Raw genomic sequence first — 22732 nt, 5'->3', positions numbered from 1 at the left:
AATCAACAACAGTCGTTGCTTTTTAGGCAACTAACAGCTGTATCCTGTGGGTGTGAGCCACGAAACACTTGATGCCGCGGCAGGCACGCTGCCAGCCGAAGCCATTGATGCCATCGAACGCGCCGCCACCTCGGCCCACCGCCATGAGGAACTGTTCTCCGAACGGGCGGCCAACATCCGGCAGTCTGCCGTGCGGGATGTCTTCGACATCTCGCTCCGCCCCGGGCTGGTTTCACTGGCCGGCGGCAGCCCCTACCTCCAGTCGCTGCCGATGGAACGCTTGGCCGCAACGGCTGCCAAAATCATTTCCGAAGACGGGCTGACGGCGCTGCAGTACGGCCCGGGGCAGGGAACCGAAGAACTGCGCACGCAGATCTGCGAGGTAATGGCCGCGGAGGGCATCAGGGACGCCTCGCCCCGCAACGTGGTGATCACGGCTGGTTCCCAGTCCGCGCAGGACGTCGCAACCAAACTGTTCTGCAACCCGGGCGACGTGGTACTGGTGGAGGACCCCACCTACGTTGGCGCCCTGAACACCTTCGAGTCCTACCAGGTCCAGGTGGTAACAGTTGAAATGGACGGGTACGGACTGGTCCCCGAACTGCTCGAAGCCCGGATTGCCGCGCTCCAGCTCGCCGGCAAGAGCATCAAGTTCCTCTACACCATCCCCAACTTCAACAACCCTTCCGGGATCACGCTGGCCAGGGAGCGCCGCCAGCAAATAGTGGACATATGCCGCCGTGCGAATATTTTGATCCTTGAGGACAATCCCTACGGGCTGCTGCGCTTCGAAGGCCAGCCACTTGCCCCCCTCCGGGCGGACAATCCCGACGACGTCATTTACCTGGGTTCCTTTTCCAAAATCTTTGCCCCCGGGCTGCGGATCGGATGGGCACTCGTGCCTGAGCACCTGCAGCGGCGCTACTACCTTGCCGCGGAATCGGTGACGCTCTGCCCGCCGGCCCTGAACCAGATGATGGTCTCCGCTTACCTCCGTGACTACGACTGGAAGGGCCAGATCGAGACCTACCGCGGGCTATACGCCGAACGCTGCCGCGCCATGCTCGCCGCCCTCAAGGAATACATGCCCGCCGGAACCACGTGGACCACCCCGCAGGGCGGGTTCTTCGTCTGGGTGACGCTGCCGGAGGGCATTGACACGTATCCACTGCTGCACAAGGCGATCGACGCCGGAGTGGTGTTTATCCCCGGCGCCGCCTTCACGCCGTCGGACGAGCCGTCCAACAAGCTCCGGCTGGCCTTCAGCGCCGTGGGCCCGGAAGCAATCACCGAAGGGGTGCGCCGACTGGCGCCGGTGCTTCAGGAAGCCATGGCCGCCCTGTAGCGTAAGCCTCACGATTGCCGTAAACCGAGCAAAGGAGCATGCATATGGCCGGAATTATCGTTGTGGGCGTTGACGGCAGCCAAACCGCAAAGAAGGCGGCCGAGTCCGCCTGGGACCTTGCCGCGGCTCTTGGTGCCTCGCTGCACGTGGTGTCGGCCTTCGACAGCGACCGGACAGAGGTGTTCGGCAGCGGATCCGACCAGTGGATCGTTTCGGATGCGGACGCCGCCGAACAGGTTGCGAGGACAGTGGCGGAATCACTCGGCCGGGACATCACGGTGACCTACACCGCCGCGCGGGGTCGGCCGGCGGACGCCCTCATCAAGGAAGCCGTCCGCATGGACGCCAGGATCATCGTGGTGGGAAACCGCCGGATGCACGGCATCGGCCGTGTGCTGGGAAGCGTGGCCAACAGCGTCGCCCACAACGCTCCCTGCGACGTCTACATCGCCAACACGTACGACGCCGACTGAGAGTTGCGCCGGACACTCCCCCTGGTGGTGCGAATCGCTGAGGGGGGTGTCCGTTCTCACGCCTATATCACCAATTCAGCTGCAGGCGCAACGATAAAATTGGATAGGCCCCAAAGGCGTGGACATCCGAAATCCACCGCCACCAAAGGGGCTTTTGACTTGATCACCCTCCAGCGCCGCCAGCTCGTAGGCCACGACATCCTCCTCGCACGCCACGGCAACCACATCAGCTCCATGCGCGTGGACCGCAGCAACGACCGCGTGGTGGCCCTGCTCGATGACGGCAGCCTGGACAGCGCCCCCAACCTCATCGCTCCGAACCTCCAGCTTCCGCACACCGTCCGCAGTGTCCTGCGCGAGGACTGGAAGCTCCTGACCGCGTGGGCGGGCATGGCGGGCGGCATGGGCGTCCTGATGACCGCAGCTGCAGTGTTGCTGGGGACCACGGCAGACCCGGCCATCCTCGAGGCGTTCGCCGCCTACTCCACGTTCTAGGGCTCCCACCCTCCCGAGGCTTCCCGGGCCCGTCAACCGACCAGCCAGCCCTTCAACAGCCACCAAATTCCGGCCATCACCAGGCCCCCGAAGAGCGATCCGGCCACTACCTGCGCCACGGAATGTGCGCGCAGGACCACCCGGGACCAGCCGACGGCCGGGACCAGCAGCAGTAACGGCGCCCATGCAGCCCCGAGCATCAATACGGCGACCACCGCCGAGCAGGAGATGGCGGCGGCGTGGCCGCTCATTTTCCAGAACGGGCTGACGGCGGCCAGCACCGCCACTCCCCCTACGACTGCCAGCACCATGGCGACCACGCTCTGCGGTGCCCCCACCGCAGACAGCACCAGCAATCCCAGCGCGATGCAGCCCAGTGCCATCAAAAGCACCGGCGCCCGCTGCTTCCTGTCGCTGACATGGTGGTCCGTGACCTTGCCCCGCCTGACCAGGATCAGGAGCAGGAAAAGGGGAAGCACGCACACGAACAGCGCCGCCAGCGCGCCGTAGCCGACAGTTCCGGGGAAACCCGGCTCCGGCAGGGAGCTGATCAAAAGCTGGATGCTGACCACCACCGGCGGCTGGAACGCTTCCGTCAGCCACCTGGCCGTGAGGTTCTTGGTGCGGACCGTTCCGCCGATGGCCACCGCCTAGTCCAGCAGGAGCGCGGGCTCTTCCAGGATGGCCGCGACATCGGCCATGAAGCGGGCAGACAGATCACCATCCACAACGCGGTGGTCGAACGATCCGCCAAGCGTGGTGATCCAGCGCGGAATGACCTCGCCGTCAAGGACCCAGGGCTTTTGCTTGATGGTGCCGAAGGCCACGATGGCCACCTCGCCCGGGTTGATGATGGGCGTGCCGGTATCGATGCCCAGCGCCCCGATGTTGGTGATGGTGAGGGTTCCGCCCTGCATCTCGGCGGGCTGGGTCTTCCCGGCCCTGGCAGTGGTGGCCAGGTTGTTCAGCGCCAGCGCAAGTTCCTTCAGGGACAGGTCCTGGGCGTTTTTGATGTTGGGGACCATGAGGCCGCGCGGGGTTGCCGCGGCGATGCCCAGGTTCATGAAGTGCTTGACCTGGATCTCGGCCGTCCCGTCTGCGTTGTCCACCCAGGCGGCGTTGACGCTGGGGTTCCGGGCGGCGGCCCAGATGACGGCCTTGGCCAGGATGAGAAGCGGTGAGACCTTGATGCCTTCGAAGTCGCGGGAAGACTTGAGCCGCTTGACGAACTCCATGGTGCGGCTGGCGTCAACATCCACGAAGATGCTCACGTGCGGCGCGGCGAAAGCCGATTCCACCATCGCCTTGGCCGTGGCTTTGCGGACGCCCTTGACCGGGATCCGCTCCACCCGCTGGTCCTGCGGCTTCCCGGCCTTGCCCCAGAAGCCGTCGGCCTTGTCCAGTTCCGCGTCGCGCTGGGCCTGGTAGCTCACCAGGTCCTCCCGCGTCACCTCGCCGCGCGAGCCCGTGGCCACCACGTCGGCAAGGTCGATGCCCAGGTCGCGGGCGATCTTGCGGACCGGCGGTTTGGCCAGGACGCGGTTGACCAGCCCCGTAATGGAAGCGCCAAGGGTAGGCCGGTTGTCGACGGCGGCGGCAGCCTCTGCGGGCGCTGCGGCCTGCGCGGGGGCCTGGGTGACTTCGGCCGCGGAATGGGGCTGCACCGGTTCCACCTCCGGGGCGTTCACGGACACGGCCGCGGCGGGCGTTGCCTTCCGCGGGCGCCGCTTGACGGCGTCGGCCTTGGGACCCGAGCCCACCAGCGGACCACCCGCCGGGGCGCTTTCCTGGGCATTGTCCTGTGCGCCGCCGTCGGGCAGCTTGCCGTAAAGAGGCTGCACTTCCGGTACCGGCGGCTGGGCCTTCTGTACTGGCGGTGCAGCTACTTCCGGCGCGCGGACGTCAGCTGGCGTCGGGTCGCCGGAGATGTCGTCGTTGACGCTGATGATGGCGGTGCCGACGTCGATGGTCACCCCTTCCTGCACCAGGAGTTCGCTGACGGTCCCGGCAAACGGGGACGGCAGTTCCACGATCGACTTGGCGGTTTCGATCTCGCAGAGGACGTCATTGATGGCGACAGCGTCGCCCGGCTTGACCTTCCAGGAGACGATTTCGGCCTCTGTAAGGCCCTCGCCGACGTCGGGCAGGTTGAACTTATTAAGGGTCATGGTGTCCTCAGTAGGAGAGGGCGCGGTCCAGCGCCTCCAGGATGCGGTCGATGTCGGGAAGGTAGTCTTCCTCCACCTTGGCAACGGGATAGGGCATGTGGAAGCCGCCAACGCGGATCACGGGTGCCTCCAGTGAGTGGAAGGCGCGCTCACTGATGCGGGCCGCGATCTCCCCGCCGATGCCGCCGAACGTGGGGGCTTCGTGGGCAACGATCAGCCTGCCGGTCTTCTGCACCGAGGCCGTGACGGTATCGAAGTCGATGGGCGAGATGGAGCGAAGGTCGATGACTTCAACGCTCCTGCCGTCCTCTTCCGCGGCGTTGGCCCCGGCAAGGGCCACGGGGACCAGCGGGCCGTAGGCCACGATGGTGGCGTCGGTGCCCTCACGCAGGACGTGTGCCTTGAAGGGATCGGCTGATGGACCCGGGCCGTCAACATCGACCTCCCCCTTGAGCCAGTAGCGGCGCTTCGGTTCAAAGACAATGACCGGATCCTGGCACTCCACGGCCTGCTGGATCATCCAGTAGGCGTCGTGCGGATTGGACGGGGTAATGATGCGCACACCGGCGGTGTGGGCGAACAGCGCTTCGGGTGATTCGGAATGGTGCTCCACCGAGCCGATGCCCCCGCCGTATGGGATGCGGATGACGACAGGAACCGTCAGGTTGCCGTTGCTGCGTGCGTGCATCTTGGCCAGCTGCGTGGTGATCTGGTTAAACCCGGGGAAGACGAAACCGTCGAACTGGATCTCGCACACAGGGCTGTACCCGCGCAGGGCCAGGCCGATGGCCGTGCCGATGATGCCGGATTCGGCCAGCGGGGTATCCACCACACGGTCAGGGCCGAACTCGCCGATCAGCCCGTCAGTGACGCGATAGACACCTCCCAGGGGGCCGATATCCTCGCCCATGAGGAGCGCCTTCGGGTTGGCGGCCAGGGTGGCCCGCAGGCCCTCGTTGATGGCCTTCGCAATGGTCATCGTTGTCATCAGTGGCCTGCCTTTGCTGCCTGCGCGGCGGTCTCTTCCTCGCCGGCGAATCCCGCAGCGTATTCCTCGAACCATGCCAGTTCCTCGGCCACCAGCGGGTGTGCTTCGGCGTAGACGTTGGCGAAGGCCTGCCGGATGTCCGGGTTCTCAAGATCATGTGCGGTGCGCCGGACGTAGGCGGCGAGCTCATCGCCGTCGGCCTTGACCTTGGCGAAGAAAGCGTCGTCAGCCAGGGCCTCCGCACGCAGGTACTTCTCAAGCCGGGAGAGCGGATCCTTGGCCCGCCACGCGTCTTCTTCGTCGGAGTGGCGGTACTTGGTGGGATCGTCGGCAGTGGTGTGGGCACCAACCCGGTAGGTGAAGGCCTCGATCAGGACCGGGCCCTTGCCCTGGCGGGCGTGTTCCAGAGCCCATTCAGTGACGGCGTGCACCGCGATGACGTCGTTGCCGTCCACGCGGATGCCGGGAAAGCCGTAGCCCTTGGCCCGGTTGGACAGCGGAACCCGGGTCTGGACGTTGGTGGGCACGGAAATGGCCCAGTGGTTGTTCTGGCAGAAGAAGACCACGGGCGCGTTGTAGGAGGACGCGAAGACCATTGATTCGTGGACGTCGCCTTCCGAGCTGGCACCGTCGCCGAAGTAGGCAATGACGGCGGCGTCCGGCTCGTTGCCGCCCGGACCGGCCAACTTCTGGTCGCGCTGGATTCCCATCGCGTAGCCCACCGCATGCAGCGTCTGCGCGGCCAGGACCAGGGTGTAGAGGTGGAAGTTGGTTTCCCTGGGGTTCCAGCCGCCGTTGGACACGCCGCGGAACTGGCGGAGCAGCTCGGCCAGGTCAACGTTGCGGGTCAGGGCCACGCCGTGTTCACGGTAGGTGGGGAAGATGTAGTCCTGCGGCTGGCTGGCCCTGCCGGAACCGATCTGGGCGGCTTCCTGGCCCGTCAGCGGCACCCACAGTGCAAGCTGGCCCTGGCGCTGGAGGGCGGTGGCTTCGATGTCGAAGCGGCGGATGGCGGCCATGTCGGCGTAGAGTCCCCGCAGGGCTTCCGGCGTGAGCTTGTCCGCATAGTCGCTGAACAGCGGATCGGTGCCCAATTTCCCGTCCGGGCCGAGCAGCTGCACCATCTGGGCCGTGGGATCACCCATGACGGCCTCAGCGTCAGCCTCCCGCTGGTCGTCTACCGCTGTTCCGTCGAACTCGGTGGAAGGCAGATGAGTGCCCATACCGTCTCCTCGCTTGCCGCATCCGATGCAATGCAAATGTCGCTGGGATATATGCCTCAACGGGAATACATTCCCGGCAAGGCATATACAATGGCTTACTGATCCTAACTTTATCTTCGGTAAGTAGCGGAAGGGCTACTTGTTAAGCGCTAGGAAGTGGCGGACGCCTTTGTATAGTCGGCACACAATTGGAGGAAGCGGCTGTTGGCCTCCACTTCCCCGATGCTCACCCTGACGCCCTCTCCCGGAAACGCCCTCACCGACAGCGCCTGCGCCGCCGCCAGCTCTGCGAACGCGGCGCTTTCAGCACCGAGCGCCAGCCACACAAAGTTGCCCTGGGCGTCCGGTACGTCCCACCCGATCTCCCGCAGCCCACTGGCAACGCGCTCCCGCTCATCGACGAGCCTTTGTACCCTTTCCACAACCTGGGCATAATTCTGCAGCGACACGACCGCTGCTTTTTCCGCAATTTGGGACACCGCGAACGGTGTTGCGGCCACCCGCAGGTACTGGGTCAGTTCCGGGTGGGAGACGCTGTAGCCCACCCGGAGTCCTGCCAGGCCGTGTGCTTTGGAAAAGGTCCGCAGCACCACCACGTTGGGGTACTTGCGGTAGAGCGAGATTCCGTCCAAAGCGTCCCCAGCACGGACGAATTCCTGGTATGCCTCGTCGATCACCACCACCACGTCGGCCGGGACGGACCGGATAAATGCTTCGGTCTCGGCCGTCTTCAGGGCCGGACCGGTGGGGTTGTTGGGTGTGCAGAGAAGGATCACCTTCGTCCGGGCACTGACGGCGGCCGCCATGGCGTCGAGGTCATGCCTGCCGTCTGTTGTGACCGGGATCCGGACACTTTCCGCGCCCGCCAGTCCCACGCTGATGGGGTAGGCCTCGAATGACCGCCACGCATAGATGACCTCGTCCGCCTTGCCGTCCTCGTTCTGTCCAGCGAACGCAGCGAGGATCTGGTTCAGCGCGCCCAGGCTGCCCGCTCCGGTAACGATGTCCTCCGCGGGCACGTCGAGGAAGTCGGCGAGCGCGGCACGCAGCTTGCTGCTCAACGGGTCGGGGTAGCGGTTGAAGTCCGTCTGGCTGGCGATGGCCTCAACGACGGCGGGAATCGGGGGCAACGGGTTCTCGTTCGAGGACAGCTTGTAGCTGGCCATTCCCTCGACGTCCGCGGGGGGCTTGCCCGCAGCGTAACGTGGCAGCCGGTCCAGCACCGGGCGCGGCGCGATTCCGCCTGCCCTGGTCTCAGATGGGGTCATGGCCACTAGCCTAGTGGCATGGGTTCGCTTATTCTCCGGATCGTCGTCAACGCCGCAGCCCTCTGGGTGGCCAGCTGGATCTTGCCTGGGATGGACATCTCGAGCACTGCAACATCCGACGCCGTGGCCAGGTCCGGCATCTCGCAGGACGCGGATACGATCGACATCATCCTCGCCTATCTCTTCATCGGCCTCATCTTCGGCGTGGTCAATGCCTTCGTGCGGCCGCTGGTCAGGCTCCTTGCGCTGCCGATCACCATCCTGACGCTGGGGCTGTTCGCCATCGTCATCAACGCCGCCATGCTGTACCTGACCGCGTGGCTCAGCAGTTACACGCCCATCCACCTCAGCATCGATTCCTTCTTCTGGACGGCGGTGCTGGCAGCGATCATCATTTCCCTGGTCTCGCTGGTGGCAGGATTGCTGCCGGGCGGCCGGCGTTGACCCGCGCAACCGGAGCCTGCCCGCCCAAGTAGGAGTAGGCACAGAATCGGGTACACCTCCGCCTTGTTCCCCCCGATAGCCGCCAAAATTCCAGTACCAGCCACCCATGACCCCTCAAGGCCACGCTTCCTAGGCTGCTTCCCGTGGGCCACCGAAGTGCCCATTGCTGTCAGTTACGGAAGCTCGGGGTCGAAGAATGAAGCCGGTAAGAATCCTGGTCGCTGCCTGCCTGCTGTTCGCCCTGCAGGTGGGCCCGGCGAGCGCAGACGCAGAAACAGCCGCCGCGCCCACGGAAGCGGTTCTCGGCAATGACATCTCCTGGCCCCAGTGCGGCGGTGAGTTGCCTGCACCCCCGGCGTTCGCGATTGTCGGAGTGAACGGGGGGAGGCCCGACACGATGAACCCGTGCCTGGCTGAGCAGCTGGCCTGGGCGGACCGCACCCCGGCTGCAACGGGGGGCACACCGGCTGACGTGTATGTGAACACCGCGGCAACGGGGCCTGTTGAGACCCCGTGGTGGCCGGCTGCCAACACCTACCTGGGCAATGCCATCAGAAACCCCTACGGAATGTGCGACGGTAGTGCGTCCCCGGCCTGTGCCTACGTCCATGGGTACGCCATGGCCTTCAATGACGTCGTGATCTTGAAGGAAGCGGGTGGCTACACAGTGGGCCGCATGTGGTGGCTGGACGTCGAAACGGGAAACAGCTGGTTATCGGACAAGACCGCGAACGCAGCGGAACTGGAAGGCATGACCGATTACCTGGTGGGCGCCGGCGCAGAGGTAGGCATCTATTCCACGGGGTACCAGTTCGGTGGGATTGCAGGCGAAATCGCCCCCGCCAGCAGCCTCTACAGGCTCAAGAACTGGCTGGCGGGTGCAGAATCTGCATCCTCTGCCCAGGAGTACTGCGCGGCCGACCCCCTCACGCCCGGGGCGACCGTCACGACCACCCAGTTCACCGCAGGGAACCTCGACTACAACTACCGGTGCCCCGCAGCCGCGCAGCCACCGGCCCCGCAGCCCGTCCCGCAGCCGGTGCAGAGCCGCTTCGAAGCCTACGCCGAGATGCACGCGGCCCAGATCTCCTGAACCCGGCCTTGCTCTGCCCCTCACTTGGCGCCGGGTTGCGGCCGCCCGGAGAAGGGGTCCCTGCGGTCCATGGGAACAGGTGGCGGTGGCGTCTTCGATAAGGAGAAGCGCGTGGCGGTGGCGGCGCTGCCGGCACCAAGCACGGCGCCCAGCACGGCCGTGGACTGCATCAGTGAAGGGTCTGTACTCCCTGCCACGAGGCGCCCGGCCTCCTCGTATCCGTCGAGCCGGTGCCCGGGGCCCAGCCCGGCGTCCTCCCCTCCACGGACATAGAGGTCGTTGGTCATGGTGACCGTGACCTGGTTCCTGGCATCCCGGTTCGGCATACCGTCGCTGCCCGGCACCCAGTCGGTGCGGTGCTCCAGGTGCAACGTACTGACGCCTGGTGGAGGTGTAATGCGTGAAATAGGTGATCCGGCGGTCAGCACGTACTTCATGCCGTACTCGTCCTGGAACCGCTCGTCGGCTGCAAGGTTCATGGCGTGGATCCCACCCTGGCTGTAACCGACGGCGACCACGTCTGCGCCCCGCTCCGCACCGGCGTCCCGAAGCGCCCGGAGGACAGCAGCGTTGACGTGCTCAGAATTGCTGCCCAGCCCATCGACTATCCCACCCAGATCGAACGGGTTGGTGCCCTCGTCGGCATCATTGATTTGGGTACCGGGAACGAGGACGATATAGGCCTTCTTTCCGTCGTTATCCACTTGGATAACCTCGATGAAGCCGCTGCCGCGTTCCTCAAGCAGCCTGACCCGCTCCAGCAGCCCTGCCGGCGAAGCGTCGAGATGCAGTGCCATGCTTTCTTCCTGTTTGACGGCAACCGTGCCCGTGCGAAGCCCTGGATCAGCCCATTCAAGCAGTGGCTTGATCGTGGGAAGTCCAGTGACGGCGTTTCCCGCCAGCATTTCGGTGGCAGCGCCGTTCAGGAATCCTGTCCGCCAGAAGTCCACGTGCTTTTGCATCTCCACCGAGGGCGGCGAAGTACCCAGGGTCCGCAAATGGCGGACCCTTTCCTCAGCCAGTTCATACTCGAACCGGCAGCCCCGGATATGGCTGCTGATCCGCTGCAACTCCAGCCTGGCGCTTTGGACGGCGTCCCGGGCGTCACCCACGACGGTAAGCGCCGCGGTTCCGGTGCTCCGCGGCTCATTCTGGTGCGCGCCCAGGTCGCGCCAAGCGTTGAAGACCTCGGCCTCCACATTCGCGAGCTGTTCGGCGAGGGCGTCCAGTTTGCGTGCACCAACGTCCAGTTCCTCCAGCTGGACGGTAATCCCACCCACACCGCCCCTGACCGTCAGGTTGCCGTCGGGGGCCGGGGGCGAGACACGGATGGGGCCGCCGGAGCCTGATGGGGTTATTTCGGCCATCAGGGCCGGCCGCCATAGGAGCAGTCGGACGTCAACGCCGCGCGGGCGTGCGCGGCAACTGCCACCGAGGCCTCGTGCAGCCGATCCACTGCCCGGCGCACCGCTACTGCCTGCAGACTGACTGCATCCCGATAGGCCTGTCCGGCAGGAGACTGCCACTCCAGCATCTGGATCTCCCGGAACCGATTGAGGACTTCCTCGGTCCGGCCGGCGCATCGCGCCAACCTCGCCGCCAACTCCTGGACCGCAACGCTGGTGTCCAGCCCTCCGCCCCAGATCCCGTCCGCCAGGTCGTTTGCCATGCCGCACCCCCGCCGCTGCCCGGACTGCTGCTCGTCGCGCCGCAGTCCCCGTGTTTCCACGCTAGGGAGGACATCGGCGGCAGGTAAGCACCGCCGTCGGCTATGTGGACAAGTAACGTGGAATCCGGCGCTTAAGGCCCCGCCGGACTTCGTGAAAGAATCAGCACATGCCTGAAACTGCCGCCACAGCTGACACCCGTACGCCCTCAGGACGCCTGGCCCTCGCCGCGTCGCCCGAAAAAATCGCGCTGGGGCCGCTGGACGGCCGGTACCAGGCCGCCGTCGCCCCGCTTGTGGACTACCTGTCGGAGGCAGCGCTGAACCGCGACCGCGTGGCCGTCGAAGTCGAGTGGCTCATCCATCTGACCAGCAACAGCGTCCTTCCCGGCGCCGGCCCCCTGACCGGGGAGCAGCAGGACCAGCTCCGCGCCATCGTCACCGAATTCGACGCCGCCTCCGTGGCCGAACTCGCCGAAATCGAGGCCGTCACCGTGCACGACGTCAAGGCCGTCGAGTACTACATCGGCCGGCGCCTGCCGGCGATCGGGATCGAAAACCTGACCGCCATGGTCCACTTCGGCTGCACCTCCGAAGACATCAACAACCTGTCCTACGCGCTTGGCATCAAGGGTGCCGTTGAGGACGTATGGCTCCCGGCAGCCCGCAACCTCGTGGCCCAAATCAGCAAAATGGCGCAGGACAACCGCGCGGTGCCCATGCTGTCCCGCACCCACGGCCAGCCTGCCACCCCCACCACCCTGGGCAAGGAACTGGCCGTCATCGCGCACCGCCTTACCCGCCAGCTGGACCGCATCGCCAAAACGGAGTACCTGGGCAAGATCAACGGCGCCACCGGCACTTACGCCGCGCACGTGGCCTCCGTTCCCGGCGCCGACTGGCAGCAGGTGTCCAAGTCGTTCGTCGAGGGACTCGGCCTCACCTGGAACCCGCTGACCACGCAGATCGAGAGCCACGACTGGCAGGCGGAGCTGTACGCGGACGTCGCGCGGTTCAACCGCATCCTCCACAACGTCTGCACCGACATCTGGAGCTACATCTCCATCGGCTACTTCGCGCAGATCCCGGTGGCCGGCGCTACGGGCTCGTCCACCATGCCGCACAAGGTCAACCCGATCCGCTTCGAGAACGCCGAAGCCAACCTCGAGATCTCCTCCGGCCTCCTGGACGTCCTGGGTTCCACACTGGTGACCTCCCGCTGGCAGCGAGACCTCACCGACTCCTCCAGCCAGCGCAACATCGGCGTCGCTTTCGGCCACTCCCTCCTGGCCATCTCCAATGTGGCCAAGGGCCTGGAACGCCTGGACGTTGCCGAGGACGTGCTCGCCGGGGACCTGGACACCAACTGGGAAGTCCTGGGCGAGGCGATCCAGATGGTCATGCGCGCGGAGGCGATCGCCGGCGTCGAGGGCATGGAAAACCCCTACGAGCGGCTCAAGGACCTCACCCGCGGCCACCGCGTGGACGCCGCCCGCATGCAGGAATTCGTGCAGAGCCTCGGCCTGTCCGCGGAGGCGGAAGCCCGCCTGCTGGCCCTGACGCCGGGCAAGTACACGGGCATCGCGGACCAGTTGGTGGACCACCTGAAGTAGAGGCCCCCAGCAAAGCAGGGAGTACGACGTCGGCGCCGGGCTCTTCGGGGCCCGGCGCCTTGCCGCGGGGCTGGCAGCGCCGGTGGCAGCGGCGGTGTCTCGGCGCGTCATTCCGCCCGAGCCGAAGGTGGGAAACTGGGGAGCATGAAGTTGCTGCTTATCCGCCACGGCGAAACCCCGGGCAACGTTCTGGGGCAGCTGGACACCGCCCACCCCGGACCCGGCCTGACCGAGCTGGGCGGCCGCCAGGCCGAAGCCATGGCCCGGTCCCTTGCCAATGAGCCCATCGAAGCCCTGTATGCCTCCACGCTGATCAGGACGCAGATCACCGCCGAACCCCTGGCCCGCCTGCACACCCTGGACGTCACGGTGCTGGACGGCCTGCATGAAATCGAAGCGGGCTCCCTGGAGAAGCTGACGGACCACGAAGCCCACAAGCGCTACATGGGCACGGTCATCGCCTGGGCCGCCGGCGACCTGGACCGGCGCATGCCCGCGGGGCCGGACGGCCACGCATTCTTCGAACGCTTTGACGCGGCCATTGCGCACGTCGCCGAGCAGGCTTCGCACCGCCGCCACGGTACCGTCGCCGTCGTCAGCCACGGCGCCGCCATCCGCACGTGGGCCGGGTTGCGCGCCGAAGGAGCAGACCACGACTTTGCAGCCCGCCACGTCCTGGCCAACACGGGAATTGTGGCGCTGGAAGGCAGCCCCGCTGCCGGCTGGACATTGATCCACTGGGATGGAAGCCCCGTGGGCGGTCTGGCCCTGGCCGACCCCACCGCGGAAGATCCCACAGGCAAGGCCGTGACCGGACCCTAAACCCGCTGCCGGTGCCGGCGCGCGGGAAACACCGGCATCGTCCGGCAAGGCCGCGCCTCCCGGACTTCGGGCACGGGAGGCATGAGCTGCGCTGCCATGTCGGCCGCCTCAGCCGCCGTCGGCCGCCGGCTTCCCTCCATTGCCGTGAGGGCCCGCAGGAATCCGCTCCAGCCGCCCAGATGGTCCGGCACCTCCGGGGACCGCAGGGTCCGGGCAACCAAGGACTCGATGGCGGTGCCCGGGAACGCCTTGGACCCGGTGAGAAGCTCCAGCAGGACCAGGCCCGTGGCGTACACATCCCACGAAGGGTCTGCCACGCCGCCCGAGGCCTGTTCGGGACTCATGTAGTGCACCGTGCCGGAGGAGATCCCGGGCTCGGGCGCCGCTCCCACCGCCGCAGCGATTCCAAAGTCGATGATCCGCACCGGGCTCCTGCGCAGGCCGCTGAGCATCAGGTTGGCCGGTTTGATGTCCCGGTGCACCAGCCCGGCGGAATGCAGGTGTGCGAGACCGCTGAACAGGCCCCGGGCCCATCCGGCAACCTCGCCTGGACCCGGCCTCCGGGTACGCACTGTCTCGGCAAGGCTGACCCCCAGGGCAAGCTCCTGCGCCAGGAAGGGCCGGCCGGAAAAGGCCCCGCCGGCGGGCATGCTCCCCGCGGCGATGAACCGGACGATGGACGGGTGGTCAAGGCCTGCCAGGATGGCGGCCTCATTCCGGATTCTTTCCTGCCGCCTGCGCCCGTCCCCGGCTGCTACTTTGATGGCCGTATCGGGCCCCCCTGCCAGGTCCACGGCACGGAAGACCTCTGCCGCGGATCCCCGCCCCAGCCGTTCCCTCAACCGGAAGCGCCCCCCAACGACTTCCGCTGCGTCCTTGCCGCCCGCCTCGAGTGCCGGTTCAGCCGTCACCAGCCCGACCGCGCTCATGCGGCAGCAACCGCTGCCGGAACGTCATCCTGCGGCGCAGTGGTGCCGTCCAGGATAGAAGAAATCAACAGCGCAGTCCTGTGATGCAGGCAGGAGCGATTGGTGAGGAAATCAATCGGCGGAACTTCGGCAAAAGAAACCAACACACTCACGACTCCGTTGGAAAGCAACTTTGGGATAATCGTAAGCTTACATATAACTAGGCGAACTAGCTAGCCGGACTAGATACTTTTTTTCCTTCGCGCTGCTCCACGGTTTCCAAGGCCTGCGTCATGCGCTGCAGGAAATCGATCACCGTCCTGGCTTCTTCGGCGCTGAGCGACTCGGAGACGGACATCATGCGCCGGTGCATCGCGCCCAGCGTCTCCCGAACCTCGTTATCCGACTCAACAGTGGGAATGACCACTACCGAGCGGCGGTCGGAGGGGTGGGCTTCGCGGCGGACGTGGCCGCTGGCAACAAGCCTGTCGATCAGCGAGGTGGTGGAGGCGCTGGTGATGTTGAGGAAATGGCTCAGGTCCTTGGGTACCACCTGCTTGCCCGACGCCTGGGCGCGCAACAGGTAGCGCAGCGCCAGGATATCCGTCTCGCCCATGCCCATCGAGTCCCGGGTGGAGCGCCGGATGGCCGTCTCGGCCGAGCGGTAGTCGCGCAGCGCCTTCAGGACGGCGGCGCTGTAGTCCAACTGCCCGTCGGGTCCATACCAGTAACCGGATCCCTCGTTGCCTGTGAACACCATGGAATCAGTCTAGACCAGCTGATAACTAGACCGCCAAGTGACTTGGATCGTCCGGAGGTTCTCTGCTGTTCCTCAGTGCTTACCCCGGAGAAACACCCCCGTAACCGCCTCCTTCTAGCCTTGGAAGGCATATCCCTCCGGCGAATCGAGGCAGGCATGCAGACCAATCCGCGTCTCAACATCAGGCAAGTTCCCTGGTCCAACCCGGTGGGGGCCGACCTCCGCCGCGCGCAGCAGGCCGAACTCGACGCGCGCTTCGGCAGCACCGACCACGAGCCCGGCCCGCCGCCGTCGGGCGCCGACTGCGCCGTCTTCCTGGTGGCCTACGACAAGGGGTCGGGACAGCCGGTAGGCTGCGGCGGCCTGCGCCTGCTGGACGCGGCGACGGCAGAAATCAAGCGCCTGTATGTCCTGCCGTACACCCGCGGCTCAGGCGTGGCCAGCTCCATCCTTGCAGCGCTTGAGGCGGAAGCCTTCAAGCAGGGCATCACCCGCATCAAGGCGGAAGCCGGCTCCGCCCAACCGGACGGCCGGAACTTCTACGAGAATTCGGGCTTCGAGGCCATACCCAACTTCGGCCCGTACATCGGTGTGCAGCACTCCCACTGCTACGCGAAAAGCATCAACGCCCGCACGGCGGCCCACACGGCCATGGCATAGCGTCAACGCCGCCCGCGCCGCAGGCCGTCACACTCCGAGGGCCTGCGGTGCGTTCGGCTAATCTCGGCCTATGGAAACAGCAGACATCACCTTCCGGACGCGCAAATGGGTCCGTCCCGAGGACCTGAACGCCAACGGGACACTCTTCGGCGGCAGCCTGCTGAAGTGGATTGACGAAGAAGCCGCCATCTACGCCATCCTGCAACTGGGCAACGGACGCGCCGTCACCAAGTACATCTCGGAAATCAACTTCGTCAGCTCCGCCGTCCAGGGCGACCTCGTCGAAATGGGCCTCACAGCCACGCGCTTTGGCCGGACATCACTGACCATGCGGGCGGAGGTCCGCAACATGATCACGCGGCAAAGCATCCTCACCATCGAGGAGATCGTATTCGTTAATCTCAACTCCGAGGGAAAGCCCGAGCCGCACGGCTACACGGAGATCACCTACGACCGGGACCGCATCCCGACGCACCACCTTACGGAAACCGCCGTTAAGGACTGAACACTCCACAACTGATGCTGAAGGATTGACGACGGCGGCACTGGGCTTCCGCCGTCGTCAATCCTTCCGCCTGACCCGTAGTGATGTGTTGCAGCGTCCGCAGGTCAGCCGCTGCTGCTGTTGACGACGGCGGCACGCGGCCGCCGCTGACGGGCAAGGCTGAGCAGGCGGTCACGGAAGGGCTGGGCTCGTTCGGCCATCGCGATCCGGTTGAGGACGGCCGAGACCCCGCACACTGCCTGGCTCCGGAGGCGGCGGCGACGGTCATAGGCGCGCAGCGCCTGGTCTTCCGGGAGCGTGTTGAGGAGCTCCGCCAGCGTCACAGCATCCACCAGCGACTCACAGGCGCCGCGGCCCAGGTTCGGGGTCATGGCGTGGGCGGCGTCGCCGATCAGCGCGGTCCGGCCGCGCACGTAGGAACGAAGATAGGGAGCTGTCCAGAGCCGCTGCACCAGGGAGCCCTCGGGGGTTGCGGCTGCCAGCACCTCCCGCATGGCGGGCGCGTGGCCGGCGAAGCGCTCCCGGGCCTGGTCCAGCACTGACGCCACATCGATCCCGTAGGGGCCGAGGCCAGACCGGTAGCCGGCATACCAGAGGGTGCCGGTCCGGGCCGCGGCAATGCCGAACAGGTCCCCGCGGCCCCAGTACTCACCCACCGCGTCCTGGTTGACGGGGGAGGGCAGGATCCCCCGCAGGGCAAGGTATGGCGTGAGCCGCGCCGCGGTGCCGGCACCCCAGACCTCGCGGCGCACCACGCTGTGGACGCCGTCTGCCCCGACTACCAGGCCGCCGCCACCCGGTACGTGCTGAACGTTGTCCGTCACGCGCCGCACCGTCGCCGGGACGGCGGAGTCCAGGAGCTGCAGCAAGTCGATCCGGGAGATGGCGAACATGGCGCCGGCATCGACGGTTGCCCAGGGTTCGCCGGCGCCATTGCGGATCGAGCCGCTGCCGATCACCGGGCTGGCTGCCCTGGCCTCCTCCAGCACTCCCAGCCGCGCCAGCGCGCGTTGGGCCGTGGGCCACATCCCCAGCGCGGTTCCCACAGTGGGCAGTCCGGGCCGCTTCTCGTGGATGGTTACCTCGAACCGGTCCGGGTCCAGGCAGGCAGCCAATGCCAGTCCGGCAATTCCTCCGCCAACGATCGTGATCGTCTCCATGGCGGCAATTTTACTACTTTTGTAGTGCAATGGAAGGGCGTTATTAGACTGGGGTCATGCCTGACCGCCGAACCCAACTCCTTGACGCCGCACTGGCGGTAGTGGCGGACAGGGGACTGAAGGGGCTCACCCACCGGGCCGTTGATGCGGCGGCCGGAGTCGCCGAGGGGACCACGTCCAACTACTACCGCAGCCGCAGCACCCTCGTGGAGGCGGTGCTGGAGCGCCTGCTGCAGCTGGACGGCGCGCTTTTCCAGGATTCCGGGCCCGCCGGTCCGCCCCGCGACGTTGGCGAACTCGCCGAACAACTGGCAGGCCTGGTGCTGGCGCTGGCCGGAGAGCACGCGGGCCTCACCCGTGCGCGCCTGGCCTTTTCGCTGGACCACCCCGGGTCCGTCACTGCGGGCCATCTGCTGCTGGTGCGCAACCTGGAGCTGGCACTGACTGCCCTGGGGGTGGCGGATGCAGCAGCGCGCGCCCGCGATGTGGCGGACTACGGCGACGGGCTCCTGCTGCACCTGCTCACCGTCCGGCGGAATGAAAGCCCGGACCCTGCTGCCATTGCCGCGGGGTTCCGGCGGCTGCTGCTGGCGCCGTGAAAGCAGGCCCCAGCCCCGCCGTCGTGCTCTTCGAAGCCACCTAGGAGGAGGCGGGCCAGCCGGTGTAGGCCTCGGCGAGATAGGCCATGCCGTGCCGGGACGAGACCACGGAGTTGAGTTCACCGAGCTGGCGGGCGCGGGAGAAATCGTCCGCGTCGGCCGGGGTGTGCAGCATGGTGGTCATCCAGTAGGAGAACTGCTGGGCCTTCCAGACCCTGGCCAGGGCGCGGTCGCTGTAAGTGTCCAGGAGCGCGTCCGTGCCGGAATTGTAGTGGTTGTCCAGCCCCTCGAAGAGGACCTTGACGTCGTTGATGGCCAGGTTCAGGCCCTTCGCGCCGGTGGGGGGCACCGTGTGCGCGGCGTCGCCGGCGAGGAACAGGTTGCCGTACCGCATGGGGGTGTGGACGAAGCTGCGGAACGGCAGCACCATCTTTTCCAGGACCGGGCCTTCCTTCAGCTCGAAGCCGTTGCCGTTGACCCGGCTGCGGAATTCAGCCCAGATACGCTCGTCATCCCACTCAGCCACGTTCTCCCTGGGATCGCACTGGAAGTACATCCGCTGCACGGTTTCCGTCCGCTGGCTGATCAGGGCGAAGCCGTTGGCGGAGTTGGCGTAAATCAGCTCGTCCGCACTGCGCGGCGCCTCCGCGAGGATGCCGAACCAGGCGAAGGGGTATTCGTGGAAGTACCACTTGCGGTGGGCCTCAGGGATCTGGAACCGGCAGTGGCTGCGGGAACCGTCGGCTCCCACCAGGAAGTCGGCCTGGATCTCGAATTCGACGCCGTCCGCGTCCGTGAACCAGACTTTCGGCTTGCCCTCCAGGTCATGCACTGTGGTGTCCGTGACGCTGTAGCGGACGTCGCCGCCGTCGGCCTTCCTGCGCGCCGCGAGGTCGAGGAACACGTCCGTCTGCGGGTACAGCCACACCGACTCCCCCACCAGGTCCTTGAAGTCGATGCGATGGCTTTCTCCGTTGAAGCGCAGCTCAATGCCGTCGTGCCGGTCACCGTCGCGCAGCACCCGGTCCGAGACGCCGCTGTCCACCAGCAGGTTCACGGTACCGTGCTCGAGGATGCCGGCACGGACGGTTTCGGCGATCTCCTTGTGGCTCCGGACCTCGATGACCACCGATTCGATGCCGGCGTTGGCCAGGAGGTGGGACAGCATGAGCCCTGCAGGGCCGCCGCCCATGATGGCCACCTGTGTGGAAATGGTTTTGCGTGCCATGGTTCTTCTCGCTTCGTTGCGGGCCCCGGAGGGGCGGGATTGGTCTGGCATCCAGTGTGCGGGCCGCGCCGTGACTGCCGTTACACCAATTCCGTTGAACGGATCAGGAATCCGCAAGCTGCCGGGCGATGCCACGTGCCGCGGTCTGGAGCGCGGGCACCAGTGCCTGCAGCCGCATCTCGCGCAGGGGAACCACGACGCCGAGCGAGGCCACGGCGCGCTTCCTGCGGTTGAGGACGGGGACGGCAATGCCCCAGGTGTCCGGATCCACGACGCCTTTCAACTGCGCAAAGCCCTGGTGTGCGGCTTCGCCCAGCAGCACGCGGACGGCGTCCGTGGTGATTTTGCCGGCAGGGTCCGCGAACTGCTCAAGGTAGTCATTCTGGACGGCCTTCTCCTGATGTGCCATCAGTGCCAGGCCCGCCGACGAGACATGGACCGGCATGCGGCCCGCAACCTGCGCGCGGTTGGCCACCGACCCGCGCCGGGAGAGGCGCTCAACGAAGAGCGCCTCCCAGCCGTCCAGCACGGCCATGTTCACATTCTGGTTGAGGACCTGCTGGATATCCTCCATAAAGGGCATGGCCGCCTGGCGCAGGGCAAGCGTGGGGGAGGTACGGTTCACGAGTTCCCAGAGCCTCAGGCCGGGCCGCACCATGCCGCCCGGTGACGCTTCGAGCAGGCCGTGCGCGGCGAGCTGGCCCACCAGCCGGTGGGTGGTGGTGAGCGGCAGGCCTGCCCGCTGGGCAAGCTCGCTGAGCTGCAGGGCGTTGACATCCTGGGGAAAGGCGGAAATCAGCCGGACGATGCGGTCCACCACCGAATCGCCGGAGGGGGAGTTGGCCAGGACGGTCACCTGCTTCCGTTGAATGGGAAAAGTTGTCCCAGATTACACCCCCTAGTGATACAAACCTCATTGGGGATTTGGGTGACGCTGCCCAAACCACCAAGGCAAAGCAGCCCGCCGCCCGAACTCCTGGAAGATACGCCGAGGTATTTCTATGTCATTTGCGCCATCTCAACACCGTTCCAAGTGGCCGGTCTGGCTTTGCTGGCTGGCAATGGTCCTTGACGGATTTGACCTGGTGGTGCTGGGCACCGTCATACCTACGCTGATCAAGACCCACGACCTTGGTTTCGACGCCGTGGGCGCCACGTGGGCCGCCACCATCTCGCTGGTCGGCGTTGGCGCCGGCGCCCTGTTCATCGCCCCGTTGTCAGACCGCTTTGGCCGGCGCCGCCTCCTGGTGGCGTGCGTCCTGTGGTTTTCGATCTTCACCATTGCCGTGGTGTTCGCACCTAACGTCGCGGTGTTCTGCGTCTTCCGGCTTCTGGCCGGACTGGGCCTGGGAGCATGCCTCCCGGCCGCCCTGGCCTACATGAACGACTATGCTCCGGCAGGTGCCGCCGGGAAGTCCACCACACGCACAATGACCGGCTACCACGCCGGCGCCGTGGCCACGTCCTTCCTTGCCCTGATGCTGATCCCGGACTGGCGGATGATGTTCATCGTGGGCGGCCTCGCAGGCTTCGCTCTGGCACCCTTCCTGTGGTTCAAGCTCCCGGAGACCCTCCCTTCCGCCGCGGGGCAAGAACCGGCCGCAGCCCGCGCAAGCTTCCGGGACCTGGCACGGAAGCCGTACCCCCTGGTGGCGCTGGCCATCGCGGCGGCATCCTTCATGGGCCTCCTCCTGGTCTACGGCCTGAACACCTGGCTTCCGCAGTTGATGGCCGGCGCGGGCTACACGGTCAGCACCGGCCTGGTCCTCCTGCTGGTGCTCAACGTCGGCGCCGTGGTGGGCCTGGTGATCGCAGGGATTTTGGCTGACAAGCACGGCACAAAGCGGGTGGTGCTGCTGTGGTTCGGGCTCTCCGCCGTATTCCTGGCGGTCCTAAGCGTCAAGATCCAAAGCGAACTGCTGCTCAACGCGGCAGTCTTTGTCACGGGCGTATTCGTGTTCAGCGCACAGGTGCTGGTCTACGCCTGGGTCAGCCAGCTGTTCCCGGCGGCCCTCCGCGCCACAGCCCTGGGCTTCGCCGCCGGAGTGGGCCGGCTCGGAGCAATCATGGGTCCTGCCGTCACGGGAGCGCTCGTTGCTGCCAACATCGCCTACCCCTGGGGTTTCTACGTCTTTGCAGCCGCTGCCGCCACCGCCGTAGTGGCACTGGCAGCAGTGCCGCACACCATCCGCGCGGTCCGGACGGTGAAGGCGGTCAGGCCGCCGTCGTAACCTGGTCCGGCCTGCTCCGCACACGCCGCCACGCGCCGGGCGCCAGGACCACGGCGATGCCGACGGCGGCACCAATGACCGTCTCGATGATCCGGTCGCGGAGCAGGACGGCAGGGGACGCGGGAACCACCAGGAGCGTGGAGACCAGGGCAAGGGGCGTGACGAAGACCTGGGCCAGGAGGTACTGGCGGATGATGAACATTTCCGCGCCGAACTGGCACAGTGCCATGACCAGCACCGTCTGCCAGGGCTGCAGCCCCACCAGCAGTACCGCTGCCAGGACCAGCAGGCCCAGGACCGTTCCGATGATCCTTTGGATGCCGCGGCGCACCCGGTGCCGCGTGCTGTGCCCGACGAGCGGGACCACAGCCGCCACCATGGCCCAGTAGTTGTGGCCGAACCCCAGGGACTCCCCGGCCCAGGTGGCCAGGGAGCCGGCAAGCCCGGCAGCCCCGAGGTAGCCCAAGCCTTCAAGCCACGCCGCCCGCTTCTCGGCGGGCGTCCGGCGGATGCGTGGCGGCCTGGTCCACGGGGTCCGGTGGCTGGGCAGCACCCGGGACGAAAACCCGACGAGCAGGCAGAACACGGTGGTGAGGACGGCGGCCAGCATGCCCTGCCACAATGGCGGCTGGTTGGGAATGGACGCGATGGCTGCAAAGGCGAAGATATGGAACAGGGAGCCGGCAGGACGCAGGCGCAGCCACGAGATGGCCACCGAGCAACCACCGGCCACGAGGGTGGTGGCCAGGACAAGCAGCCAGGTGTTCGTCCCCGCGTCCAGGCCCCACGCCTGGCCCATCCTCGCCGCGAGCGCCGCCAGGAGGATGACCAGCAGCATCAGCAGGCCGGCCCGAAGCTGCAGCACGAAGCGCACGCCGTGCGGCTCCCCACGGCCGTAGATCCCCGTGAAGGCGCCGAACGACGCGAAGATCGCCAGGTCGAGGCGGCCCAGGAGCAGCAGTGTGATCAGCGGGACGAAGACGCCCACCGCGCATCTCAGCGCCGGATGGTGGTCTTTGTTGCCGGGGGCAATGCTGAACATCTCGGCCATCATCTTCAAGGGGTAACAGCGCCTTCCTGCAG

25 protein-coding genes are annotated in these 22732 nt (G+C 66.4%); 11 read left to right on the top strand and 14 right to left on the bottom strand.

Annotated elements, in window-relative coordinates:
* Positions 1–52 precede the first annotated feature (52 nt).
* The 3 genes from AC2JAJ_RS08625 to AC2JAJ_RS08615 all read left to right on the top strand — a co-directional run bounded on the left by AC2JAJ_RS08625 (position 53) and on the right by AC2JAJ_RS08615 (position 2313).
* Positions 53–1345, top strand: coding sequence for an aminotransferase-like domain-containing protein (locus tag AC2JAJ_RS08625; protein ID WP_486416166.1), 1293 nt, complete (start codon positions 53–55; stop codon positions 1343–1345).
* A 44-nt stretch (positions 1346–1389) separates the two neighbouring features.
* A complete protein-coding gene (locus AC2JAJ_RS08620) occupies positions 1390–1818 on the top strand; it encodes a universal stress protein (RefSeq protein ID WP_221384308.1) in 429 nt (142 codons plus the stop codon).
* A 159-nt stretch (positions 1819–1977) separates the two neighbouring features.
* On the top strand, positions 1978–2313 hold the full coding sequence (locus tag AC2JAJ_RS08615) for a hypothetical protein (protein ID WP_221384309.1): 336 nt from the start codon (positions 1978–1980) through the stop codon (positions 2311–2313).
* Positions 2314–2345: 32 nt separating this feature from the next.
* Here AC2JAJ_RS08615 and AC2JAJ_RS08610 read toward each other — a convergent pair whose 3' ends face one another.
* From AC2JAJ_RS08610 to hisC, 5 genes are all read right to left on the bottom strand, one after another.
* Positions 2346–2960, bottom strand: a complete 615-nt coding sequence (locus AC2JAJ_RS08610; protein ID WP_486416167.1) for a phosphatase PAP2 family protein — start codon at positions 2958–2960, stop codon at positions 2346–2348.
* A 3-nt stretch (positions 2961–2963) separates the two neighbouring features.
* Entirely contained in the window at positions 2964–4481 is a 1518-nt protein-coding gene (locus AC2JAJ_RS08605; protein WP_486416168.1) for a dihydrolipoamide acetyltransferase family protein, read from the bottom strand.
* Positions 4482–4488: 7 nt separating this feature from the next.
* Positions 4489–5469: an alpha-ketoacid dehydrogenase subunit beta gene (locus tag AC2JAJ_RS08600; protein ID WP_486416169.1), complete on the bottom strand. Its 981-nt coding sequence runs from the start codon at positions 5467–5469 to the stop codon at positions 4489–4491.
* A complete protein-coding gene (gene pdhA / locus AC2JAJ_RS08595) occupies positions 5469–6692 on the bottom strand; it encodes a pyruvate dehydrogenase (acetyl-transferring) E1 component subunit alpha (protein ID WP_486416170.1) in 1224 nt (407 codons plus the stop codon). The genes AC2JAJ_RS08600 and pdhA overlap by 1 nt, the downstream gene beginning before the upstream one ends.
* A 149-nt stretch (positions 6693–6841) precedes the next feature.
* Entirely contained in the window at positions 6842–7960 is a 1119-nt protein-coding gene (gene hisC / locus AC2JAJ_RS08590; protein WP_486416171.1) for a histidinol-phosphate transaminase, read from the bottom strand.
* Between the two features lie 18 nt (positions 7961–7978).
* On the opposite strand from hisC, the gene AC2JAJ_RS08585 reads away from it, so the two are divergent.
* Complete coding sequence (locus AC2JAJ_RS08585) at positions 7979–8404, top strand: phage holin family protein (protein ID WP_486416172.1); 426 nt, start codon at positions 7979–7981, stop codon at positions 8402–8404.
* 196 nt (positions 8405–8600) lie between these two features.
* The gene (locus AC2JAJ_RS08580; protein ID WP_501053449.1) at positions 8601–9497 is read left to right on the top strand and encodes a hypothetical protein; all 897 of its coding nucleotides are present in this window, start codon (positions 8601–8603) and stop codon (positions 9495–9497) included.
* 20 nt (positions 9498–9517) lie between these two features.
* On the opposite strand, the gene AC2JAJ_RS08575 is transcribed toward AC2JAJ_RS08580, so the two are convergent.
* On the bottom strand, positions 9518–10864 hold the full coding sequence (locus tag AC2JAJ_RS08575) for an AAA family ATPase (RefSeq protein ID WP_486416174.1): 1347 nt from the start codon (positions 10862–10864) through the stop codon (positions 9518–9520).
* Positions 10864–11166 carry a hypothetical protein gene (locus AC2JAJ_RS08570; protein WP_501053448.1) on the bottom strand — a complete coding sequence of 101 codons (303 nt, stop codon included), beginning with the start codon at positions 11164–11166 and terminating at the stop codon, positions 10864–10866. Before AC2JAJ_RS08570 ends, AC2JAJ_RS08575 begins: the two co-directional genes overlap by 1 nt.
* Positions 11167–11333: 167 nt before the next feature.
* Between AC2JAJ_RS08570 and purB the strand changes: the two genes are divergently transcribed.
* Positions 11334–12776: an adenylosuccinate lyase gene (gene purB, locus AC2JAJ_RS08565; RefSeq protein ID WP_221384317.1), complete on the top strand. Its 1443-nt coding sequence runs from the start codon at positions 11334–11336 to the stop codon at positions 12774–12776.
* A 144-nt stretch (positions 12777–12920) separates the two neighbouring features.
* Positions 12921–13598 (top strand): histidine phosphatase family protein, encoded by a 678-nt coding sequence (locus tag AC2JAJ_RS08560; protein WP_486416176.1) that lies wholly within the window; start codon positions 12921–12923, stop codon positions 13596–13598.
* Here AC2JAJ_RS08560 and AC2JAJ_RS08555 read toward each other — a convergent pair.
* Genes AC2JAJ_RS08555 through AC2JAJ_RS08545 form a run of 3 tightly spaced genes read right to left on the bottom strand, consistent with a single transcriptional unit; the run spans position 13595 to position 15266 of the window.
* A complete protein-coding gene (locus AC2JAJ_RS08555) occupies positions 13595–14527 on the bottom strand; it encodes a serine/threonine-protein kinase (protein ID WP_486416177.1) in 933 nt (310 codons plus the stop codon). The genes AC2JAJ_RS08560 and AC2JAJ_RS08555 overlap by 4 nt on opposite strands.
* Entirely contained in the window at positions 14524–14679 is a 156-nt protein-coding gene (locus tag AC2JAJ_RS08550) for a hypothetical protein (RefSeq protein WP_486416178.1), read from the bottom strand. Before AC2JAJ_RS08550 ends, AC2JAJ_RS08555 begins: the two co-directional genes overlap by 4 nt.
* Positions 14680–14735: 56 nt before the next feature.
* Entirely contained in the window at positions 14736–15266 is a 531-nt protein-coding gene (locus AC2JAJ_RS08545; RefSeq protein WP_486416179.1) for a MarR family winged helix-turn-helix transcriptional regulator, read from the bottom strand.
* Between the two features lie 156 nt (positions 15267–15422).
* On the opposite strand from AC2JAJ_RS08545, the gene AC2JAJ_RS08540 reads away from it, so the two are divergent.
* The gene (locus AC2JAJ_RS08540; RefSeq protein WP_486416180.1) at positions 15423–15926 is read left to right on the top strand and encodes a GNAT family N-acetyltransferase; all 504 of its coding nucleotides are present in this window, start codon (positions 15423–15425) and stop codon (positions 15924–15926) included.
* Positions 15927–15996: 70 nt separating this feature from the next.
* A complete protein-coding gene (locus tag AC2JAJ_RS08535) occupies positions 15997–16431 on the top strand; it encodes an acyl-CoA thioesterase (protein WP_486416181.1) in 435 nt (144 codons plus the stop codon).
* A 104-nt stretch (positions 16432–16535) separates the two neighbouring features.
* Here AC2JAJ_RS08535 and AC2JAJ_RS08530 read toward each other — a convergent pair whose 3' ends face one another.
* Positions 16536–17591 carry an FAD-dependent monooxygenase gene (locus AC2JAJ_RS08530; RefSeq protein WP_486416182.1) on the bottom strand — a complete coding sequence of 352 codons (1056 nt, stop codon included), beginning with the start codon at positions 17589–17591 and terminating at the stop codon, positions 16536–16538.
* A gap of 56 nt (positions 17592–17647) precedes the next feature.
* Between AC2JAJ_RS08530 and AC2JAJ_RS08525 the strand changes: the two genes are divergently transcribed.
* The gene (locus AC2JAJ_RS08525; protein WP_221384328.1) at positions 17648–18190 is read left to right on the top strand and encodes a TetR/AcrR family transcriptional regulator; all 543 of its coding nucleotides are present in this window, start codon (positions 17648–17650) and stop codon (positions 18188–18190) included.
* 40 nt (positions 18191–18230) lie between these two features.
* On the opposite strand, the gene AC2JAJ_RS08520 is transcribed toward AC2JAJ_RS08525, so the two are convergent.
* The gene (locus AC2JAJ_RS08520; protein WP_486416183.1) at positions 18231–19418 is read right to left on the bottom strand and encodes a 4-hydroxybenzoate 3-monooxygenase; all 1188 of its coding nucleotides are present in this window, start codon (positions 19416–19418) and stop codon (positions 18231–18233) included.
* Between the two features lie 103 nt (positions 19419–19521).
* Complete coding sequence (locus AC2JAJ_RS08515) at positions 19522–20265, bottom strand: IclR family transcriptional regulator (protein WP_486416717.1); 744 nt, start codon at positions 20263–20265, stop codon at positions 19522–19524.
* Positions 20266–20479: 214 nt separating this feature from the next.
* Between AC2JAJ_RS08515 and AC2JAJ_RS08510 the strand changes: the two genes are divergently transcribed.
* The gene (locus AC2JAJ_RS08510; RefSeq protein WP_486416184.1) at positions 20480–21649 is read left to right on the top strand and encodes an MFS transporter; all 1170 of its coding nucleotides are present in this window, start codon (positions 20480–20482) and stop codon (positions 21647–21649) included.
* Here AC2JAJ_RS08510 and AC2JAJ_RS08505 read toward each other — a convergent pair.
* Complete coding sequence (locus tag AC2JAJ_RS08505) at positions 21633–22709, bottom strand: FUSC family protein (RefSeq protein WP_221384331.1); 1077 nt, start codon at positions 22707–22709, stop codon at positions 21633–21635. The two genes, AC2JAJ_RS08510 and AC2JAJ_RS08505, sit on opposite strands and share 17 nt — an antisense overlap.
* Positions 22710–22732 lie beyond the last annotated feature (23 nt).

Source organism: Arthrobacter sp. MOO21 (genome assembly GCF_057369995.2).
This window is presented reverse-complemented; position numbering and strand designations above follow the sequence as displayed.

Excerpts from the sequence above, each read along its gene's own strand:
- AC2JAJ_RS08620 (WP_221384308.1), top strand. The coding sequence starts at position 1,390 with ATGGCCGGAATTATCGTTGTGGGCGTTGACGGCAGCCAAACCGCAAAG.
- AC2JAJ_RS08605 (WP_486416168.1), bottom strand. The coding sequence starts at position 4,481 with ATGACCCTTAATAAGTTCAACCTGCCCGACGTCGGCGAGGGCCTTACA.
- AC2JAJ_RS08600 (WP_486416169.1), bottom strand. The coding sequence starts at position 5,469 with ATGACAACGATGACCATTGCGAAGGCCATCAACGAGGGCCTGCGGGCC.
- pdhA (WP_486416170.1), bottom strand. The coding sequence starts at position 6,692 with ATGGGCACTCATCTGCCTTCCACCGAGTTCGACGGAACAGCGGTAGAC.
- hisC (WP_486416171.1), bottom strand. The coding sequence starts at position 7,960 with ATGACCCCATCTGAGACCAGGGCAGGCGGAATCGCGCCGCGCCCGGTG.
- AC2JAJ_RS08585 (WP_486416172.1), top strand. The coding sequence starts at position 7,979 with ATGGGTTCGCTTATTCTCCGGATCGTCGTCAACGCCGCAGCCCTCTGG.
- AC2JAJ_RS08580 (WP_501053449.1), top strand. The coding sequence starts at position 8,601 with ATGAAGCCGGTAAGAATCCTGGTCGCTGCCTGCCTGCTGTTCGCCCTG.
- AC2JAJ_RS08575 (WP_486416174.1), bottom strand. The coding sequence starts at position 10,864 with ATGGCCGAAATAACCCCATCAGGCTCCGGCGGCCCCATCCGTGTCTCG.
- AC2JAJ_RS08570 (WP_501053448.1), bottom strand. The coding sequence starts at position 11,166 with ATGGCAAACGACCTGGCGGACGGGATCTGGGGCGGAGGGCTGGACACC.
- purB (WP_221384317.1), top strand. The coding sequence starts at position 11,334 with ATGCCTGAAACTGCCGCCACAGCTGACACCCGTACGCCCTCAGGACGC.
- AC2JAJ_RS08560 (WP_486416176.1), top strand. The coding sequence starts at position 12,921 with ATGAAGTTGCTGCTTATCCGCCACGGCGAAACCCCGGGCAACGTTCTG.
- AC2JAJ_RS08555 (WP_486416177.1), bottom strand. The coding sequence starts at position 14,527 with ATGAGCGCGGTCGGGCTGGTGACGGCTGAACCGGCACTCGAGGCGGGC.
- AC2JAJ_RS08545 (WP_486416179.1), bottom strand. The coding sequence starts at position 15,266 with ATGGTGTTCACAGGCAACGAGGGATCCGGTTACTGGTATGGACCCGAC.
- AC2JAJ_RS08540 (WP_486416180.1), top strand. The coding sequence starts at position 15,423 with ATGCAGACCAATCCGCGTCTCAACATCAGGCAAGTTCCCTGGTCCAAC.
- AC2JAJ_RS08535 (WP_486416181.1), top strand. The coding sequence starts at position 15,997 with ATGGAAACAGCAGACATCACCTTCCGGACGCGCAAATGGGTCCGTCCC.
- AC2JAJ_RS08530 (WP_486416182.1), bottom strand. The coding sequence starts at position 17,591 with ATGGAGACGATCACGATCGTTGGCGGAGGAATTGCCGGACTGGCATTG.
- AC2JAJ_RS08525 (WP_221384328.1), top strand. The coding sequence starts at position 17,648 with ATGCCTGACCGCCGAACCCAACTCCTTGACGCCGCACTGGCGGTAGTG.
- AC2JAJ_RS08520 (WP_486416183.1), bottom strand. The coding sequence starts at position 19,418 with ATGGCACGCAAAACCATTTCCACACAGGTGGCCATCATGGGCGGCGGC.
- AC2JAJ_RS08510 (WP_486416184.1), top strand. The coding sequence starts at position 20,480 with ATGGTCCTTGACGGATTTGACCTGGTGGTGCTGGGCACCGTCATACCT.